Genomic DNA, 17167 nt, shown 5'->3' on the forward strand with positions numbered 1-17167 from the left:
TTTGTTGGTGTGGTTGAAGATTACCTTGTTGTAGCAAGTTTTACTGTTCCATTGGATAGATGATTATGCGGAGTGGTTTGTAATTTGCGTATGATTTGTTTGGTTGATTGGTAATGTAGAAGACGTAATACGAGTTTATTTGGAATCAACGAAAAGAAGTCAAGTTCAAGCTGTGCATAACACATGACAGGTATGTCGAGATATATGTTTGTCAAAATGAGGATTTCTACAGAGCCCAAAAGTTCAGATATTATAACTCAATTGAAAAGATCGAGTGAAATATATCGACTGAATATTCAGTATCTATAAAGCTAGTACAAAATAGTATGATGTCCTATGGGACTGCATGCCAAATATGTTATGGTTCAGTCTTTACGTATATTGTTTTTCCTTTGTACTTGATTTGAAGTATCCTATGATATGGTATCATGGTATCTGGAATAAGCGTAAAGAATAAATGTCCAATGCTTACTATGGCATCTAAGGAATCTGTTTTTGTGTTTCTTGGTGCACCTATGTGGATATATTCCACGCTGTATTCGTTTATATCAAGATTTTCTTTCCACTTTAATTCACTGAATATATCCCTCGGATGTTTTGATTTTATTATGTTACTCATGAAATCCTTTCCAGAAGGCTTAATATGTATATTGAAAAATCATTTATAAAGACTCAATAATCTGTTGAATTCCTATCTATTTTCCACAATATTAGTTAAAAATCATTTTTATTAAATAATTGTTGAAGCTTTTTTTCCATTACTATATCGATATTCATGGAGTCTGAATGTAATGCTTTTAGGTGAGTAACAAGCCCAGTATCTGGGAGTAAATATCGAATGGGTAAAACGTTCCATTCTAATACTGTCAGCTCTTATCACCGGTGCAGCAGTATCTGTGAGTGGCACCATCGGTTTTGTGGGACTTATAATTCCTCACATAATGCGGATTATAGTAGGTCCTGATCATCGTATATTGCTCCCTGCTTCAACTCTTATGGGTGCAAGTTTCCTTGCAATGTGTGATACTTTTGCCAGAACTATTATGAACTACACAATAATTGAATCTATTGAGCTGCCTGTAGGTGTAGTGACGGCGGCATTTTGAGCACCATTTTTCATATATCTGCTAAGAAAAAGGAGGAAGACCGTTTATGCTTAAAGTTCAGGGTCTTGGGGGTTAGCTATGTGATCGGCAAATTCTAAGAGATATTAACAGTCAGGCAAATAAGGGTGAAGTTGTAGGAATCATTGGTCCAAATGGTTCAGGAAAGACAACATTGTTGAAAAGTATGTTAAAATATCTCAAACCGAATTCCGGCTCAGTTATTGTTGATGGTAAAAATATTGATGATCTGAACAATAAGGAAATTGCCAGAATAATCGCAATTATTTCCCAGGTAATATCCGTAAATTTCGATTTTTCAGTAGAGGATATTGTCATGATGGAATGACTCCGTACATAGATCGATCTGAGACAAAGGAAGACTACGATATAGTCAGAGAAGCTATGAAAAAGACAAACACTCATGAGTTCAAAGATCGTCTTGTTACTCAGCTGAGTGGAGGTGAACTTCAACGGGTATTATTGCACGGCCCTTTTCTCAGACACCAAAGATATTATTGTTGGATGAACCAACATCACATCTGGATATTGCTCATCAGATTGAGATATTTGATTTTGTAAAGGAAGCTTCAAGAAATGGTATGTTAGTCATAGCTGTGATTCATGATCTAAATCTTGCTGCTTATTATTGTGATAGACTCTGTATGCTAAAGAAGGAGAGTTTGATTGCTACAGGCAGACATAAAGAGGTTTTAACTCCTGCAAACATCCAGAATGCTTTCAATATTCAGGTCGATGTTTCACTTTCTTCAACTACAAAGTCGCTTTATATAATGCCACTTTTTGAGCCTTTGACCAATATTGAGTGAAATAATGTCTTGTTATCCCGATGGGTAATGTATGCTAATATTTTTCAAGTGCTTATATAGGATTAAGTCATGTACGTAAAACAAAGAGAGCTGTATAATGTATCTGGATATTTTCAGAATAATATCTATTTCTTACCAACTGCATTATTTGCTCTGTTGGCTGGATTAAGGAAAATCACCTTCCAACTTTCCATAACCCTTTAACCAGCCAACAACTTTTCTTCTTAAACTATAAAGTTCATGTAAAATTGATTAACTCCTGATAGGAGGATGGCCAATTTTAGCGGAGGTCTTGGTACAATAATTGGCCAATAACAATAGGTCAAACACAGCAGTTATGTGGAACCACTAACATGCTATACAGAATATATTTTGGAGAACTTTCTGGTTATTGTTGTAGTAATGGTTGACTTGTCTGATTCTTAATAGGAATTCTTATTATGCCAGTGTTACTACTTAATCAAAAAATAACAATAAATAGTTGTTTATCATTCCAACGTATTACTTATTGCATTTAGATTAAATGCTGATACTATGAAATTACAACAGATATTTATATTTAGCACTATTATATTAGTATCCGCCTCAGCAATATATCTGATGTCCTTTGTAGCTTAAGGACTATCAAAACTAGAGCAAGAGGCTGCAGTCTATTGAATAAACTTCAAATAAATAAATGTTTGAGCCTTCACACCCACTCAAGCGTAGCGCTTTCACTCTCACTACAACTGCCATTGCAAGCAATGGGCAGTATCGCTATAGTACACTAAGCAGTAAAAAAAATAACGGATGACATTATACTATGGAAAATATATGCCCCTCATGCGGTTTTGATAAAGAATATCCAGAACATCCTGTATGTAAGTATTGCTATCATCGAGGTACTATAGGAGCTTCGAAATACTTGTTATTTCAAACTATGAGGGATAATGGAAATAAATACCTGACCGTTGATGAACTTACAGAGCTTGTCAATAAGAACCCTAACAGAAAGCATAAAGTAAAAAGGGATGCGGTCTACAAGATACTTCACCGCTATTCCCGCTATTATGAACAAGCCAAGGAAAGAAGAAAAGGATATCTTATGCTAAAAAAGGAGATTCCTCAAAAGAAAGGCCAGAGGGGAAGACCACAGATCAAGTATAAGTTGAGTTCTCGTCTATTAAAAAGGGTTGATTATTATGATAGGCAATGGAAAACAGGTCTTCTACTCTATAAGCGTGCCAACAAAGGGGAGAAATTCAGGAGGACTCAGGATTCTTTGAGAAGGGCAAGAGGGATTGAGACCAAGTTAAAAAAGGGCGAATATGAGCTCTATACATACATCCTGGTCTAGTTCTATCACGTTCATGAAAGAATATAATCATCTTTTGGTATTTCCAAAATCCTTGTCATTTAAACTAATAATGTCATGATGGTAGGCAAAGACATGCATCAGTTTCATGGAAAGATCTGGCAGGCATCCGGGACAAACTAATACATGCTTATTTTGGTGTCAATCTTGAAGTTGTCTGGTTTAGTGTAAAAGAAGACCAGAAGTAAAGCCAGTGATTGAGGACTTATTGAATGAATTTGATTTGTAGTTTATCGAGGTTGTTACTAGTCTTGTTTGTTTTTGACCTTTCATGTGTTTACTTGTGAACTACCACCGGTTTTAACCGGTGGTAGTTCACCCTGCTCAAAGAGAATTGAGATCAGGTATTTCAACAATTCTCTTTGCCTTTTCAACAATCTCTACGTCAAGAGTGATAAGTGGGATTCCAAATTCTTTTGCAACCTGAATAACTATTGCATCCATTCCTCTTACTCCGATGTCAGCGGCAATCTCTGCAGCAGAAGATGAACTAAATGTATCGAGATCAACAAAACGAAAGCTTCCAAGTTCAATAAGGTCATTTTTTACTCTTGTGGCAAGTTCTTTTGACCCTGTTCGTCTCCTAATGGCGGCTGTGACTTCTACCAATACTGTATATGGTTCAATTGCTATATGTTCCTGATCCTTTATTTTTCTGAGAAGTTCAAGTGCAGACAAATGATCTTTCTCCTGCCTCCTAAGAGCTGCAACGATCACAGAACTGTCAATACAAAGGTGCAAAAGATCACCATTTTTCTCTTTGTGACCTTATTTCATCAACAGAAGAGCTATTATCCCATTTATCGGATATTTCTTCTGAAAGAACCATAAGGTCATCCCAGGCTTGTTCAGATGTCTTTTTATCGACAGGCATTAAAGTAATCATTTTTTTAACCTGTGAAAGTTCATGTGATATCTGGTCAAGACGCCGGACTAAAAAATCAGAATCCTCCATCATTATCTCCTCTATTAATCATGATTATTTCTAACATGTTTTCCTTATATGATTCCTCTTCTATATTTAATATCCTCTGAAGTTCTAATCTTGCCTTTTCAGTATATTCCACATTGTAACTCATATCAATCCGAGTTCTTTTAGAATAGCTTCTTCAGAATGAATTCTTCCGGCTTTGATATCTTCCAGAGCTTCCCCCAGACCGTTTATAGCCTCATCAGTCAATTCATCATTATTGCATGCCATATCAACAAGTCTTGATGGATGGGGAATAATCCGTGCAACTGTTCTTGAACACGCGTTTATTCCAAAACTTCTAATTAAAAATAGCAGAACTTGCATGTTCCTTTAGCATCTACCAACGGTAGTCTGTTCATACGGTGACCTCAATCTGCTGAAGACCAACAAACTCAGGAATGTATCCTTTATCCTCTGGATCTATTTCTTCAAGACAGAGTTCGATTACTTCTTTTAACCTTGCCTGTAACTCATCAAGTGTATCTGTCAGTGTATGAACTCCGGAAATTCCCGGGACAATCGCAACATAGTACCCCGTTTCTACGTCTTTCTCAATGTATGCGGTGAATCTGTTCATTATCTTTTATCACTGGCTATCTATGTTTTTAGTATTATGACCTCTGGAATATAGGCATTATATGAATTATCAAATGGTTACCCAATGTCTGAGTCTTCACTCCCACTCAAGCGTAGCGCTCTCACTCCCACTACAACTGCCATTGCAAGCAATGGGCAGTATCGCTGCTGTGCAATTAGCAGTAAAAAAAATAACAGTTGCCATTGTAATATGGAAAATAAATGCCCATCATGCGGTTTTGATAAAGAATCTCCCCAACATCCTCTATGTAAGTATTGCTACTATCGAGGTACTGTAGGAGCTTCGAAATTCTTGTTATTACTAACTATGAGGGATAATGGAAATAAATACTTGACCGCCGATGAACTTACAGAGCTTGTAAAGCAGACCCCCCTACAATATAATCCAATCGATAAGCATGCAAAAAAATGAAATAAATTCGTAAAAAATCTAAAATACTATGGAAGGCCAGGATGGATGAGATTAAGTTAAAAAAGAGAATATGAGCTTTATAATATCTTCTAATCTAGTTCCCACATAGTCGTCATATTAGTGATTTTATTATTTTTTTCTTTGGTACAATAATTGGCCAATAATAACAGGTCAAACACAGCAGTTATGCGGAACCACTAACATGCTATACAGAATATATTTCGGAGAACTTTCTAGTTATTGTTGTAATAATGTTCGACCTGTCTGGTTCTAAATAGGAATTCTTTGTATATCAATATTACGAATATATTAAAAAATAACAACTAATAACTATTTATTATTTCAAGTTATTACTACTAATTGTAAATTAAATGGTGAAAACTATGGAACTAAAACCTTTCAAAAGAGAATCAGTAATGCCCCTTCCGGTTGCTTTCATATCCACAAAAAGCAAAGATGGTATCAGGAACATTGCTCCGTATGGTTGTGTCATGCCAGTACTAAGGCCTCTTGACCTTATATGCATTGCAACAGCAAAAAGAAGGGATACACTTGACAATATCAGGGATACAGGAGAATTCGTCGTAAATCTTGCCGGTGCAGACTTTGCAGACAAGGTCATACCAACTGCCAAATTCATTCCATCAGATCAGGATGAGTTTGAGTTTGCAGGTCTTGATGAAAAAGGATCAAAAAAGATCAGTGCTCCTGGAATCAAAGGATGCTATGCCTGGATGGAATGTGAACTTTTCAAATTGTATGAAGAAGCCAGCTACATACTGATTATGGGTAAAGTTGTACACTTGGAAGTTGCGGATGAAGTCTATGGGGAGGACGGATTATGCAACGTGAACAAATCCCGTCCTTTAATGATGATGGGTGCTGACAACGGTATGCATTTCTGCACCGTTGAAGAAATCGGGAAGTTCGAACCTTTTGGTGCAATGTTCCCTGAAGGAAATGATCCGCTTGCCAAAATGTACAAGGAAAACAATTCTGCATAATGCAATCTGAAATCCAATGACGTCTATGATAATATTCAAGTACAATCGAATAACACAAAAAGTATTATATGTGTTACTCACGTTCACAACTCGTGATTATCATGTCATCAGATTGTTCTACCGAAAACTCAACAAGAGAAATTGCTTCATTTGAAGACGCTGCAAAATTCCACGGTCATATATGTCCTGGTCTCACTATTGGTTACATCGCAGCAAAAGCAGGTATTGAAAAACTGGAAACTGAAAGGGACATTGACGAGGAACTCGTCACCATCGTGGAAAACGATGCCTGTGGAGTTGATGCAGTACAGGTACTTACAGGCTGCACAATAGGCAAAGGCAACCTCATTTACAAAGACCATGCAAAACAGGTATTCACATTCATCTGTCGCGAAAGCAAAAAAGCTGTAAGGGTTGCCCTGAAAGCCAGTTTCAATATTGACAACATCGATCCGAAGGTCAGCGAACTCCGTCCTAAAGTAATCTCAGGCACTGCAACTGAGGAAGAAGAAAAAGAGTTCAGTGAAAGAATGAATGGCATTTCAGTTACAATGAGGAACACTCCTGTTGAAGAGATGTTCGAAGTCAAATTCGTTGACGCAGAAATTCCCGGAAAAGCCAGAATATTCAATTCCGTCCAGTGTGCCAAATGCGGTGAAATGATGGCAGAATCCAGAGCAAGAGTGCAGAATGGTGAATATGTCTGCATCCCATGCTATGAGGAATATAATCGAGGATGGTAAGGATGAAATTGAGTGAAAGCTCAATTTCCATTTTCATATTTTTACGCACATTTTACTAAACGGAATGCAATCATCTCTCGTTAAACTTCCCAGATCATCATGCCTATATATGCATCCGACTTGGAACTATACATTCCGTTTTGAGAGGCTGTCTGATAGTAATTCATTATTCTCCCTTTTGTCTCATCATCAAAACTACGACCCCGGCCAATAAAATCAATTGCTCTGTCAGCTGCTTCTTCCCAGCTTACTTCTTCCTTCCATTCAGAATGGTTGATTCTGAGAGATGGCCTGTGACCTGAGAGATAAAGATACATGAATGGGTAAACAATACCGTTCATATTTACTTTTGGATTTTCGTCCAGTATTGAAGTCTGAATGTCGTAGTACGCTTTATCCTCGCTTCTTTGCAGGAAATTACTGTAATAACAAAGCCTTTTTGAGCATGCCACCATCTTATCAAAGTCTTCGACATTCTTTATACCTGGGGTCATTGAAGCAATTACAAGGTCAAATTCTTTCCTGAATCCAAGTTCATCTATGTCTGCTGTCCACCATGAATATTCAAGAACTTCTATGGGGAGGGATTCTTTTTTCACTACATCTTTAAGTCTGTCCAGCATTCCAGAAGAAATATCAAGCGAAGTAACTTCTGCCCCAAGCCTTGCCAGAGGAAGAGAAAGCGTACCGGGGCCACAGCCTATATCCAGAACCTTTGCACCTTCAGGATTAAAACCGCATTCATCAAGGAATACAAGAATTTCTTCTGTTTTCTTTTTTCCGTCACCTTTTCCATTATTTTTAGCATAATTCTTGGAGCGTTTGTTCCAGACTTCTGCCATTGTGTCCTCGTCCATAGCAATAATGCCAGGGACTTTATTCCAGCAGCTTATCAGGTTATTGATATTATCTTCTTTTTGCATTTACATCACCAAACAATTTAAAAAAGAATATAAATAAAAATAAATATGCATTCTAATTTTATGTATCATTATTTTTTGCTGACATCAGTCTCAAATTTATAATGTTCATATAACTGTTAAAAGTATTGATGCACAATTCGGGGTAATATACCAGAATTGTGCATCTTCCTTACTTGAAGCATTCTTACAGAGCTAATCTCATGTAGCCTGCATCCATTAAGGAATCTCAGGTACAGGTCGGACATTCATCTATAGTCCAGTCCATCCATTGTGCTGAACGCAACTGTTTTGCAGTTTCAACATCAACACCATAGACATTCTGGTAGAATCCAAGCAGCCATTCGTCAAGCTGCACATCTTCAAACAGTTCAGGATAAGTGCCGGTTGCAATAACCATTACATCTATGGGATACTCCAGTCTTTTTGCACAATTACATGGTGACCAGGGAAGGGCTACTACTCTTCTATTCTTGATGGCATCCATTTCCTGTAGGTTCTGGTAATATGGTGCCTGGTAAAGTTCAAGTGGTGGATGATATCCTGAAGCTGTACACAGAACAATCACATCAGGGCTCAGTGCCAGCATTTGCTCTGCACTTACCGTCTTGAAATATCCATCTTCCTGGAAAGCATTATTCGCATTCACTATGTCTTCAATAAAGAATGATTCAAATGTATCAAGTCCGAATACCTGTCCGGCTCCGCCTTTCCCTCGTGCTTTAGGAGATGCTCCGAATACCAGTACATCAGTTTTTTCATCTTCCTGAATATCCTTTGTTCTCTCACTTACAAAACTGACCTGATTCTCAAGATAATCGGCAATAAGCTGTGTTTCATCTTCTTTTCCAAAAATCTGCCCTATTATGTTTATCTCATCAGATATGGTAGCCATGTCTGGGGAATCGTAGCAATTCGGATCATAGAGAACAACTATCGGAAAACCAAGTGATTCCATTGTATCGATACTTTTCTGTGTATTCTCGTCGTCAAGATATCGTAAAGAACAGCTTCCAACCCTTACGATCACAACATCTGGCTCAAGGCTTGCAAGCGTTTCATAATTAACTGCGGAACCGGAGGATACGAAGAGTGGCAGTTCCATGATCCATGGATTAAGATATGTTACAGGGTTCATTCCATTCTCATATTCATAGATCTCTCCACCCACAGTTTCATAACTGTAATTGAAATTACGCTGCAAACAGCTTGATCCGACTCCAACCAGAGTATCCTGAACTCCGATTGCTGTCATAACTCCTTCGACCAGGCCGTCGCTTATAGTGGCGACACGTTCAATGTCAGCAGGAATCTGAACTTCCACTCCACGGCTATCGACAATTGTTCTATATTGTTCTTCGTTATTTGTGTTGTCTGACACAACACTGTTGTCGGTCATATTCTCAGTACATCCGGCACTTAGCAGGACACACATCAATATACCCAATATTGCAATATACTGTACCTTTGATTTCATTTTAAATCCTCAATAAAAATAAAAAAGTTATTCTGTTTACTACCAGTCTCTACCAGACTCTATTAGAAACGCTTCTGGGCAATACCATCTTAATGCCATCTAACGATTTGACAGCACACATATCCTGATAAACATCATTGAGCACGGATTCTGTTATCACATCATGTGGCGGACCTTGGCAGAGAATACCACTCCTGTTCATTACCACGACTTTGTCGCAGAACCAGGAAACATGATTAGGATCATGGCTGCATGCAAGGATCGTTATTCCCTGGTCTTTGACCTTCCTCATTAGATCCCATATGCGCATCTGGTTACTGAAATCCAGGGCAGATGTTGGTTCATCTAGGAAAATTATCCTTGTTTCCTGGGCAATCGCCCTTGCTATCAATACCATCTGGCGTTGTCCTCCGGATAACTGGTTGTAAGGCTGGTTTGCAAGATGTGCAATGTCCAGTAACTCCAGAGCATTCCAGGCTTTTTCCTTGTCATCACGGCTGATTCCAAAAAATCCTCCAAGATGTGGAGTTCTTCCCATTAGTACGACTTCCTTGACAAGATAGGGGAAAGGAGGTTTATGTTCCTGAGGGACGTATGCAACAATTTTTGCCATATCTTCGATGCTACAGTCTTTAATGTCCACACCGTCCATTACAACCGAACCCATGTGGTATTTCAAAAAATTCATGCAGCATTTGAAAAGGGTTGTTTTCCCGCAACCATTTGGTCCGAAGAGTCCGCATAATTGCCCTTCTTCAACGTTGAAAGACAGGTCATTCAGAATTTTGCTGCTTCCATAATTGAAATGGATATTTTTTACTTTCAACATCTGATCACCCCAGTAATGATCTGCCTTTGTTCCGCAGAAGATAGCACAGATATGGAGCACCGACTATGGAAGTTATGATTCCCACAGGAATTTCTGATGTGGTTAGTGTCCTTGCCATTGTGTCACAGACAATAAGATAGATACTTCCAAGCATGGCCGCAGACGGAATTACAAAACGGTTGTCAGGTCCAAGTATCATTCTGGCTGCATGTGGCATCATAAGTCCGACCCATGCGATTATACCGACTGTGGACACAGCAACTGCAGTCACAAGTGTTGCAATGGTTATTATGACAAGTTTTGATTTTTCCGGATTAACACCCAGTGCTTTTGCTTCTTCATCACCCATTGACAGAATGTTAAGTTTCCATGAATACATCCACATTATCAAAAATGAAACAAACACTATCGGAACAGTAACAAATACATCCTGCCAGGTCGCATAATCGAATCCTCCCATGAGCCAGAATACTATTTCACGAAGTGCTGAGTCATTTGCCATGTATTTTAACAGGGATACAAGCGCTGAGAATATCGATCCGATTATTACTCCGCCAAGTATCAGGGTTACTATCGGAGTCTGGCCACGTGTTCTTGCAAGTGTGTATGCTGCCAACACTGCAAGAGAACCGAATATGAATGCTGATATCTGAACGGAACTAAAAACAGAAGGATAAACAATTCCAAGTGCTGCACCAAATGCAGCACCTGATGAAACACCGAGAATATAAGGTTCAACAAGCGGATTTCTAAAACAACCCTGGAAAACGGCACCGGAACTTGCAAGTGCAGCTCCCACGGTTATTGAAAGCAAAATCCTTGGAAGACGAATGTTCCATATGATCGTGTTATGTAACTTACTGACAGTGGAAACATCTCCATAGAGGCCCAGATTTGCGAGTATTGTGGCATAGACATCTGTAAATGAGATCTCATAAGCCCCCATAATCATGGCAATAGCTGCTGCAAAGAACAAGATCAGGAAAAAGATGAATAGAATTCCATATTTCCTCATATCAGAGAAAGTTTCAATATTTGTTTCGCATTCGTCTTTCAAACGGATGCCTTTCCTGAAAACTTCAAACATTTGAATTCTCCTTAAGCTTCAAATCCATCTGTAGCCTGCATCATGCAGGCATCAGCGGCCAGTCCCACCTGCTTGAGAGGCATCACGTATGGAATTCCTGCATGTGTGTGTACATGTGCTTCAACACCATAGACCCGTTCTATATTATCACAGGTGAGCACCGAGACCGGATCACCAGCAGACACGATCTTCCCATTTTTCATCATCAGGATCAGGTCTGAGTACTTGGAAGCCATATTGAGGTCATGGACAACCATCAACGCTGTCACGTTCCTGTTTTTAACAAGCCCCCTCACATTTTCCATCACATCAAGCTGGTGCCAGATATCAAGATTACTTGTGGGTTCATCAAGAAGAATAACTCCCGTCTCCTGTGCCAGAGCTCTTGCGATCAGGATCTTCTGCTGCTGACCTCCGCTTAGTTCGTCAAAATTGCGCAGAGCCAAGTCATTAAGGCCCATTTCTTCAAGTACCTGCCACACTTTTTCTTTATCAGCTTCGTTACTGAACCATCCGAGATGAGGTCTTCTTCCCATCATCACAGTTTCAAAAACAGTTGTAGGGAAGACCCTGTTAGAACTCTGGGGAACATAGGCAACGTTTCTTGCTACTTCCATTCGTTTCATTTTATGAATGTTGTTTTTATCAACAAGAATGTCTCCTGATTCTGGTTTGAGAATCTTGTTAACACATTTAAGTAGCGTTGATTTGCCTGCTCCGTTTGGTCCGACAATGCTGACAAAGCTTGATTTATCGATATCCACCGATACATCCTGAAGTATTTTTGTGCTGTTGTACCCAAAAGTGACATTGTTTACATTCACTGTAACCATATTACCAGAACTCCTTCCGTTTTCTTTTGAGTATGAGATACATGAAGAACGGTACTCCGAGCAGGGAAGTCATTATGCCGGTCGGAATGATTGTCGGCCTTATTAAGTTCATACCAGTAACATCAGCACATATCAGTACGAGTGCACCCAAAAGACCCGATGCAGGGAACAGGTATTTGTGATCCGAACCAATTACCATGCGTGCCATATGCGGAGCAACTAACCCTATAAATGCGATAGTTCCTGTAAAACAGACAATAGTAGCGATCAAAAGACTTGCAAGCAGCATACAGAACATTCTGACCTTATTAGCATCAATTCCGAGACTCTTTGCATTTTCATCTCCTATTACCATGATATTCAGGTCGTTTGCCTTCATGTACAAAAGTGGGGTACAAATCGCAAAGACACATAGCAGAAGCAGGAAATTGCTCCATGAGAAAGCAGACAGGTCTCCCATTCCCCAGCTCACCATCAGACGAAGCTGTTCATCCGTTGCAAAATACTGGAACAGATCAGTGAGAGAACTAAATAGATAATTTATTGCAATTCCTGCAAGGATAAGGGTTTCTGAAGTAGCTCCTTTAAGACTTGCAAGGGCAATGATAAACAGGGAGCACAGCATGGCAAACAAAAAAGCATTTCCCACAAGCAGATAAGGGCCGCTTATTACACCTACTCCCAATACGGCAGCAACCGCAACTCCAAAACTTGCCCCTGAGGAAATACCAAGTGTAAACGGACTTGCCAGGGGGTTTTTCAAAACAGACTGCATTACACATCCGCATATACCCAGACCAAAACCTGCCATAATACCAGCAACAATCCGTGGTAAACGAATATTCCATACAACCTGTGAAGGAAGGCCGGAGGTTACGAACAGATCAGGGAAATATCTGGAAAAAAGAATCTTGTAGACTTCAATTACTGATACTTCAAGAGGACCGATGGTTACGAAAAAAGCTCCCAGAAAAACAATAAGAGCAAACATGCCGGTTATGAGAATTATTTTTCTTCCTACATAACGCTGATAATCATTCCTTATATCTGATTGCTGCTCATTACCAGAACCTTCAAAGTGATCAACATTGTGTTTTGATTTTTGTTTTAATAGGTTCGACATCTTTTTCACCTAAAAATGGAGAGAAATAAACCTGCATGGCAGTCTGAACTGCAGGCATGTTCATTCCCTGTAAATTACATCTGATTTTCAATACAATTCTTTGGGAAAAGTCTGATATTCTACAAGTTCGGAGAACAAACCATCGACTCCAAGGAACTGCTTGTATATTTCATTCCCTTCAGCTTCCAGGTCAATGTCACTGAATTCTTCTGGATGCAGGCGTTTTGCCATATAAAGCAAATTAAATAAACTTTTGTCAATAGGCTTACCTCTACAATAAGGGTAGAAACAATCGTAGACCTGATCGTTCTCTACAGCAGGTATCTCTGAAAGTTCAGGGGTTTCCGTTACAAAACCAACACCACTTTCTCCATCCCATGTACCTATTGCAACGAAGATTACTTCAGGCTCCCATACAACAATCTGTTCTGGAGCAACATTGATGTTAGAACCTGTACAGTCCTTTGCAAGATTTCTTCCACCTGCAATGGTTAGTGGTTCGTATACGGCTTCGGTACGGGTAAAGTCCCTTCCTTCAACAGCATCATAGAATCCTTTTGTAGCTCCTCTTGGAGCAAAATAAACTGTAGGCTTTTCATTTTCATCCATTTGTGAAGTTACTGATTCAATCATCTCCACTTTAGAATGTATAAACTCATTCAGTTCCTCAGCTCTTTCTTTCCTGTCAAGTATAGCCCCCAGTAGTTCTATATGATCATAGTTCTGTGCGAACGTAAATCCCGAACCTGCTTCCACACATGGACAACCAACCTTTTCTTCAATCAGTTCACCCCTGTTAGCAGAAGTTGTGTCTAAAACAATATCCGGCTGAAGAATGGCCATAGTCTCATAATCTATTTCATAACGGGTGTTAGTCTCTGGCAGATCATCGAGTTGCCCTCCTCCATATATCTGAAGAGCTTCCCAGGCATCTGTGGCAATCTTCTTATCATTTGAATCTCTTGGAAGCACACAATCTCCTCGTGTGCACTCATCTGAAGAAACCATTTTATCAAGGTCGCCCAGTGCAATAACGATTCTCGAGTTATCAGGATTGGTTGTGATTATTCTTTCAATGGGTCTGTAAAATGTAACTTCTCTGTCATTATAGTCAGTAACGGTTTTTGGTTTTCCATCCCAGAATGTAAAAATATATGCAGCATCTCCTACATCATCAAGAGTGGAACTGCTGTCTTCAAGCATGTAATCACATATTTCATTTGAAACCTCACTTTCAGTCAATACTCCGTCACCATCATCACATGGAAGAGTAGTATACAGTGCAGCAGCATTCATTGCGAAGGCCAATGAGCAGGTAAGCACTATCATTCCTATCAAAAATATTCTTATTTTGCTCATTCTTCGTCCCCTCCTGAGTTATTTTTCCTCATAAAAAGAATACTGGCAAAAAGTGCAACTGAAGACAAGAATAAACTAAACCCGGGGACACTGGATTCCACTTTGGATTCAGAATCTCCAGAAGAACCGACGGTGGAACTCTGTCCACTCGATGCTGAATTAGGATCAGTTACTGCTACCCATCTTTCTTTTCCTTCATTCAATTCCTGTGTCTGGTAAAGCATGTCAACCCAGTATCCTTCAAATGCGTTATCCGCACCACCAGAAGGAATTACATAATATGTAACTTCAGTACTGTCACTTATCGAGAATGATATTTTCCCGGCATCCCTGTCAACCTTAAAAAATTTGGCATCAGATACCTCTGAATCGGTCTCCGGGAAAGTGAACCCTTCGGGGATAGTTTCCACTATACCAAGCATAAAAGGACTCTCTCCTGTTATTTCCAGTGTAATCTCTGCCCTTTCACCTTTTGAAAAATCTGAAGGTAGATGGCGTTCAACGTCAGTTATTTCTGAGCAAGAAGCAAAACCAATAGTAGCAACTAAAAAACCCAGCAAGCTTATACCAACAACAAATTGCTTTAAGTACATAATTATCACTCTTATATTGGCTGTGTAGGAATTCTCCTGTTTTCAACAGGATTCCGGACGAGCCGGTAAAATAATAAAAAGAATAATCCTACATAGCCGAAATATTTTCAAAAAATATTGTCAATTTTCATTTTTGATTCTCAATGTTATTTTCTATCCTTCAAAAAATCTGAAATTTCTTTAACCTCAGGCACATCCACATCAAACTGCTCACCAAGCAGTCCGGCCTTAAAAACAGAAACCATTACAGGCAGAGTGGCTAGAATCCTATCATCCGGGACTTTTTCACAAAGAACCGTTTTGCTTTCCCCTTCAACCCTGTTAAGTACGTAGTAGAGGTCTTTTCCTGCAGCTTCTGCCAGACTGCTTATTTTTTCAGAAAGGCAGATTGATTCATAGGATGGATCAATGACCATTAGAAGTGCATCACAGCCTTCTTCTACTCCCCTGCCGAAATGTTCGATTCCTGCTTCAGTGTCAACTAAAACAATGTCATTACTTCCGGCATCTATATTTTTGAGCAGGTGTTTTGAGAGAACTCCCATTGGACAGGCACAGCCTTCCCCGAAATCGTGTATCTTTCCAACTGCCATCAGTGAAATATTGTCTGTCCGGGAGACATATTCGCCAGGTATATCTGCAATTTCCCATCTGTTATCAAAGAACTTCACTTCCTCACCGGTTGAAAATGAAGCTTTCATTCTTTCAACAAGGTCTTTTTTCCCACCAAAGAAATTCAGGAAATCTTCTGGTAGTTCTACACCTAATTGCCTGTGAAGCCCGAAATTGGATTCATCGTTGTCAACCACCAGTACATTATATCCTTCTCTGGACATTGTTTGTGCCAGCAATGCTGTTATTGTACTTTTTCCACATCCACCTTTTCCACATATCAGTATTTTCAAACTATCATCTCCTAGTTATTCTGTTTCTTTTCCCAGCAGATTCGCACACGTGTTGAATCAGCTTTTTCAGTGATCTGTCCATTTACCCATGAGAGCTCGTCCCTGAGATAATTGAAAAGAATAGATTCCTGCTCGGGAGTCTCGATCATGTATCTTGATTTGAAGAAATCCATTGCTTCATCCATGGATGCAAAATTGTTGGTGTATTCCATAGGGAACACTTCCATATCAGGATATATTCCCATGTCGTAGAGAACGTTATACAACACATCGCATTTAGGACCGCATGTATAATTTGTGCCATACAGGTAAGGCCAGAGTTTCACAGAATGCTCTTCCCATGGTGTTGTTCCTGCAAACCAATAGAGATAAACATGTTTTGAAGAAGCCTGCTCCATTTTTTGAATTGCTTCTTTTATATCCGGCATACCAAGCGAAAATGATGCAATAACAATATCATAAGAGCCATCTAAGTCATTCTCTACGTCAATATCTTCCCAGCGTTTGCTGACACAGTCCAGATTAGTTATCCCTTTTTCAGCAGCATTTTCAAGAAGCAGGTTTTTCATGCCTTCTGCAGGTTCCACGGCAGTTACATGTGCAACTCTTTCTGCAATAGGTATTGAAAGTCTTCCAGGTCCTGCACCAATGTCAAGTACTCTGGACTGCGGTGTAAGAGGAAGTTCTTCCAGAGTAAGTTGTGTTCTATCAGAGAATTCCTGAGTTCTTTTCCAGAATCTCTCAGCATTATCCTTCCTGTTCCACAGGTTATTCTCAACTTCTTTGTTTGCTGACTGTTGGGCAGTCATGCGATATTTCCATATTTCGTTCCAGTCTATTTTTCCGTGTTCCATTCTGAATTCCTTCTTCAGATTGTTTTTATTGAAACTGAGTTGTGATTTGATGTAGTAATAATAATTAATATAATATTCATTTTTCATGCTATTATTTTTTTCAATCGTAGCACTTAACAGCATGTAATATAAGCTTATGTATTAACAACGTGAACCATAAAAAAATAATAA

The 17167-nt window shown here is 39.2% G+C and carries 24 protein-coding genes; 8 read left to right on the forward strand and 16 right to left on the reverse strand.

Annotated features, from left to right (window positions below):
• Positions 1-358: 358 nt before the first annotated feature.
• A complete protein-coding gene (locus tag FKV42_RS12850; RefSeq protein ID WP_154810702.1) occupies positions 359-619 on the reverse strand; it encodes a DUF504 domain-containing protein in 261 nt (86 codons plus the stop codon).
• 202 nt (positions 620-821) lie between these two features.
• Here FKV42_RS12850 and FKV42_RS12855 point away from each other — a divergent pair, with 202 nt between their 5' ends.
• The 5 genes from FKV42_RS12855 (at position 822) to FKV42_RS12870 (ending at position 3475) form a co-directional block, all read left to right on the forward strand.
• A complete protein-coding gene (locus FKV42_RS12855) occupies positions 822-1106 on the forward strand; it encodes an iron chelate uptake ABC transporter family permease subunit (protein ID WP_268865998.1) in 285 nt (94 codons plus the stop codon).
• 142 nt (positions 1107-1248) lie between these two features.
• On the forward strand, positions 1249-1452 hold the full coding sequence (locus tag FKV42_RS14155) for an ATP-binding cassette domain-containing protein (protein ID WP_230375732.1): 204 nt from the start codon (positions 1249-1251) through the stop codon (positions 1450-1452).
• Between the two features lie 172 nt (positions 1453-1624).
• Complete coding sequence (locus tag FKV42_RS14160; protein ID WP_230375716.1) at positions 1625-1933, forward strand: ATP-binding cassette domain-containing protein; 309 nt, start codon at positions 1625-1627, stop codon at positions 1931-1933.
• A gap of 802 nt (positions 1934-2735) precedes the next feature.
• A complete protein-coding gene (locus FKV42_RS12865) occupies positions 2736-3269 on the forward strand; it encodes a hypothetical protein (protein ID WP_154810703.1) in 534 nt (177 codons plus the stop codon).
• A 125-nt stretch (positions 3270-3394) separates the two neighbouring features.
• Positions 3395-3475: a HepT-like ribonuclease domain-containing protein gene (locus tag FKV42_RS12870; protein WP_230375734.1), complete on the forward strand. Its 81-nt coding sequence runs from the start codon at positions 3395-3397 to the stop codon at positions 3473-3475.
• Between the two features lie 136 nt (positions 3476-3611).
• Here the strand turns inward: FKV42_RS12870 and FKV42_RS12875 are convergent, their stop codons facing one another.
• The 5 genes from FKV42_RS12875 to FKV42_RS12885 all read right to left on the reverse strand — a co-directional run bounded on the left by FKV42_RS12875 (position 3612) and on the right by FKV42_RS12885 (position 4837).
• Positions 3612-4028: a type II toxin-antitoxin system VapC family toxin gene (locus tag FKV42_RS12875; protein ID WP_196214140.1), complete on the reverse strand. Its 417-nt coding sequence runs from the start codon at positions 4026-4028 to the stop codon at positions 3612-3614.
• A gap of 4 nt (positions 4029-4032) precedes the next feature.
• Positions 4033-4245: a hypothetical protein gene (locus FKV42_RS12880; protein WP_154810704.1), complete on the reverse strand. Its 213-nt coding sequence runs from the start codon at positions 4243-4245 to the stop codon at positions 4033-4035.
• Complete coding sequence (locus FKV42_RS14270) at positions 4229-4354, reverse strand: hypothetical protein (protein ID WP_268865993.1); 126 nt, start codon at positions 4352-4354, stop codon at positions 4229-4231. The genes FKV42_RS12880 and FKV42_RS14270 overlap by 17 nt, the downstream gene beginning before the upstream one ends.
• An 8-nt stretch (positions 4355-4362) precedes the next feature.
• Complete coding sequence (locus FKV42_RS14275; protein WP_268865994.1) at positions 4363-4488, reverse strand: hypothetical protein; 126 nt, start codon at positions 4486-4488, stop codon at positions 4363-4365.
• 127 nt (positions 4489-4615) lie between these two features.
• Positions 4616-4837 (reverse strand): type II toxin-antitoxin system HicB family antitoxin, encoded by a 222-nt coding sequence (locus FKV42_RS12885; protein WP_154810705.1) that lies wholly within the window; start codon positions 4835-4837, stop codon positions 4616-4618.
• A gap of 84 nt (positions 4838-4921) precedes the next feature.
• Between FKV42_RS12885 and FKV42_RS12890 the strand changes: the two genes are divergently transcribed.
• The 3 genes from FKV42_RS12890 to FKV42_RS12900 all read left to right on the forward strand — a co-directional run bounded on the left by FKV42_RS12890 (position 4922) and on the right by FKV42_RS12900 (position 7016).
• Positions 4922-5269: a hypothetical protein gene (locus FKV42_RS12890; RefSeq protein WP_154810706.1), complete on the forward strand. Its 348-nt coding sequence runs from the start codon at positions 4922-4924 to the stop codon at positions 5267-5269.
• A 383-nt stretch (positions 5270-5652) separates the two neighbouring features.
• Positions 5653-6273: a flavin reductase family protein gene (locus tag FKV42_RS12895; protein ID WP_154810707.1), complete on the forward strand. Its 621-nt coding sequence runs from the start codon at positions 5653-5655 to the stop codon at positions 6271-6273.
• A 101-nt stretch (positions 6274-6374) separates the two neighbouring features.
• Positions 6375-7016: an FmdE family protein gene (locus FKV42_RS12900; protein WP_154810708.1), complete on the forward strand. Its 642-nt coding sequence runs from the start codon at positions 6375-6377 to the stop codon at positions 7014-7016.
• Between the two features lie 80 nt (positions 7017-7096).
• Here FKV42_RS12900 and FKV42_RS12905 read toward each other — a convergent pair whose 3' ends face one another.
• The 10 genes from FKV42_RS12905 to FKV42_RS12950 form a co-directional block, all read right to left on the reverse strand.
• A complete protein-coding gene (locus tag FKV42_RS12905; RefSeq protein ID WP_154810709.1) occupies positions 7097-7939 on the reverse strand; it encodes a class I SAM-dependent methyltransferase in 843 nt (280 codons plus the stop codon).
• Between the two features lie 226 nt (positions 7940-8165).
• Positions 8166-9413 carry an ABC transporter substrate-binding protein gene (locus tag FKV42_RS12910; protein WP_154810710.1) on the reverse strand — a complete coding sequence of 416 codons (1248 nt, stop codon included), beginning with the start codon at positions 9411-9413 and terminating at the stop codon, positions 8166-8168.
• 49 nt (positions 9414-9462) lie between these two features.
• Positions 9463-10242 (reverse strand): ABC transporter ATP-binding protein, encoded by a 780-nt coding sequence (locus FKV42_RS12915; RefSeq protein ID WP_154810711.1) that lies wholly within the window; start codon positions 10240-10242, stop codon positions 9463-9465.
• A 4-nt stretch (positions 10243-10246) separates the two neighbouring features.
• A complete protein-coding gene (locus FKV42_RS12920) occupies positions 10247-11329 on the reverse strand; it encodes a FecCD family ABC transporter permease (protein ID WP_154810712.1) in 1083 nt (360 codons plus the stop codon).
• 11 nt (positions 11330-11340) lie between these two features.
• Positions 11341-12162 carry an ABC transporter ATP-binding protein gene (locus tag FKV42_RS12925; RefSeq protein WP_154810713.1) on the reverse strand — a complete coding sequence of 274 codons (822 nt, stop codon included), beginning with the start codon at positions 12160-12162 and terminating at the stop codon, positions 11341-11343.
• 1 nt (position 12163) lies between these two features.
• Positions 12164-13285, reverse strand: a complete 1122-nt coding sequence (locus tag FKV42_RS12930; protein ID WP_154810714.1) for a FecCD family ABC transporter permease — start codon at positions 13283-13285, stop codon at positions 12164-12166.
• A gap of 87 nt (positions 13286-13372) precedes the next feature.
• On the reverse strand, positions 13373-14644 hold the full coding sequence (locus FKV42_RS12935; RefSeq protein ID WP_154810715.1) for an ABC transporter substrate-binding protein: 1272 nt from the start codon (positions 14642-14644) through the stop codon (positions 13373-13375).
• Positions 14641-15237, reverse strand: coding sequence for a hypothetical protein (locus FKV42_RS12940; protein ID WP_154810716.1), 597 nt, complete (start codon positions 15235-15237; stop codon positions 14641-14643). The genes FKV42_RS12935 and FKV42_RS12940 overlap by 4 nt, the downstream gene beginning before the upstream one ends.
• Before the next feature lie 146 nt (positions 15238-15383).
• Entirely contained in the window at positions 15384-16142 is a 759-nt protein-coding gene (locus FKV42_RS12945; protein WP_154810717.1) for an ATP-binding protein, read from the reverse strand.
• Between the two features lie 11 nt (positions 16143-16153).
• Positions 16154-16996, reverse strand: coding sequence for a class I SAM-dependent methyltransferase (locus tag FKV42_RS12950; RefSeq protein ID WP_154810718.1), 843 nt, complete (start codon positions 16994-16996; stop codon positions 16154-16156).
• Positions 16997-17167 lie beyond the last annotated feature (171 nt).

Origin of the sequence: Methanolobus vulcani, assembly GCF_006546655.1 — an archaeon.
Taxonomy (GTDB): domain Archaea; phylum Halobacteriota; class Methanosarcinia; order Methanosarcinales; family Methanosarcinaceae; genus Methanolobus; species Methanolobus vulcani_A.

What these genes read in the sequence shown, in the direction of transcription:
- FKV42_RS12885 (WP_154810705.1), bottom strand. Translation starts at nt 4,837, where the DNA reads ATGAACAGATTCACCGCATACATTGAGAAAGACGTAGAAACGGGGTAC.
- FKV42_RS12910 (WP_154810710.1), bottom strand. Translation starts at nt 9,413, where the DNA reads ATGAAATCAAAGGTACAGTATATTGCAATATTGGGTATATTGATGTGT.
- FKV42_RS12895 (WP_154810707.1), top strand. Translation starts at nt 5,653, where the DNA reads ATGGAACTAAAACCTTTCAAAAGAGAATCAGTAATGCCCCTTCCGGTT.
- FKV42_RS14275 (WP_268865994.1), bottom strand. Translation starts at nt 4,488, where the DNA reads ATGGCATGCAATAATGATGAATTGACTGATGAGGCTATAAACGGTCTG.
- FKV42_RS12940 (WP_154810716.1), bottom strand. Translation starts at nt 15,237, where the DNA reads ATGTACTTAAAGCAATTTGTTGTTGGTATAAGCTTGCTGGGTTTTTTA.
- FKV42_RS12850 (WP_154810702.1), bottom strand. Translation starts at nt 619, where the DNA reads ATGAGTAACATAATAAAATCAAAACATCCGAGGGATATATTCAGTGAA.
- FKV42_RS12865 (WP_154810703.1), top strand. Translation starts at nt 2,736, where the DNA reads ATGGAAAATATATGCCCCTCATGCGGTTTTGATAAAGAATATCCAGAA.
- FKV42_RS12900 (WP_154810708.1), top strand. Translation starts at nt 6,375, where the DNA reads ATGTCATCAGATTGTTCTACCGAAAACTCAACAAGAGAAATTGCTTCA.
- FKV42_RS12920 (WP_154810712.1), bottom strand. Translation starts at nt 11,329, where the DNA reads ATGTTTGAAGTTTTCAGGAAAGGCATCCGTTTGAAAGACGAATGCGAA.
- FKV42_RS12880 (WP_154810704.1), bottom strand. Translation starts at nt 4,245, where the DNA reads ATGATGGAGGATTCTGATTTTTTAGTCCGGCGTCTTGACCAGATATCA.
- FKV42_RS12935 (WP_154810715.1), bottom strand. Translation starts at nt 14,644, where the DNA reads ATGAGCAAAATAAGAATATTTTTGATAGGAATGATAGTGCTTACCTGC.
- FKV42_RS12950 (WP_154810718.1), bottom strand. Translation starts at nt 16,996, where the DNA reads ATGGAACACGGAAAAATAGACTGGAACGAAATATGGAAATATCGCATG.
- FKV42_RS12905 (WP_154810709.1), bottom strand. Translation starts at nt 7,939, where the DNA reads ATGCAAAAAGAAGATAATATCAATAACCTGATAAGCTGCTGGAATAAA.
- FKV42_RS12925 (WP_154810713.1), bottom strand. Translation starts at nt 12,162, where the DNA reads ATGGTTACAGTGAATGTAAACAATGTCACTTTTGGGTACAACAGCACA.
- FKV42_RS12930 (WP_154810714.1), bottom strand. Translation starts at nt 13,285, where the DNA reads ATGTCGAACCTATTAAAACAAAAATCAAAACACAATGTTGATCACTTT.
- FKV42_RS12890 (WP_154810706.1), top strand. Translation starts at nt 4,922, where the DNA reads ATGTCTGAGTCTTCACTCCCACTCAAGCGTAGCGCTCTCACTCCCACT.
- FKV42_RS12915 (WP_154810711.1), bottom strand. Translation starts at nt 10,242, where the DNA reads ATGTTGAAAGTAAAAAATATCCATTTCAATTATGGAAGCAGCAAAATT.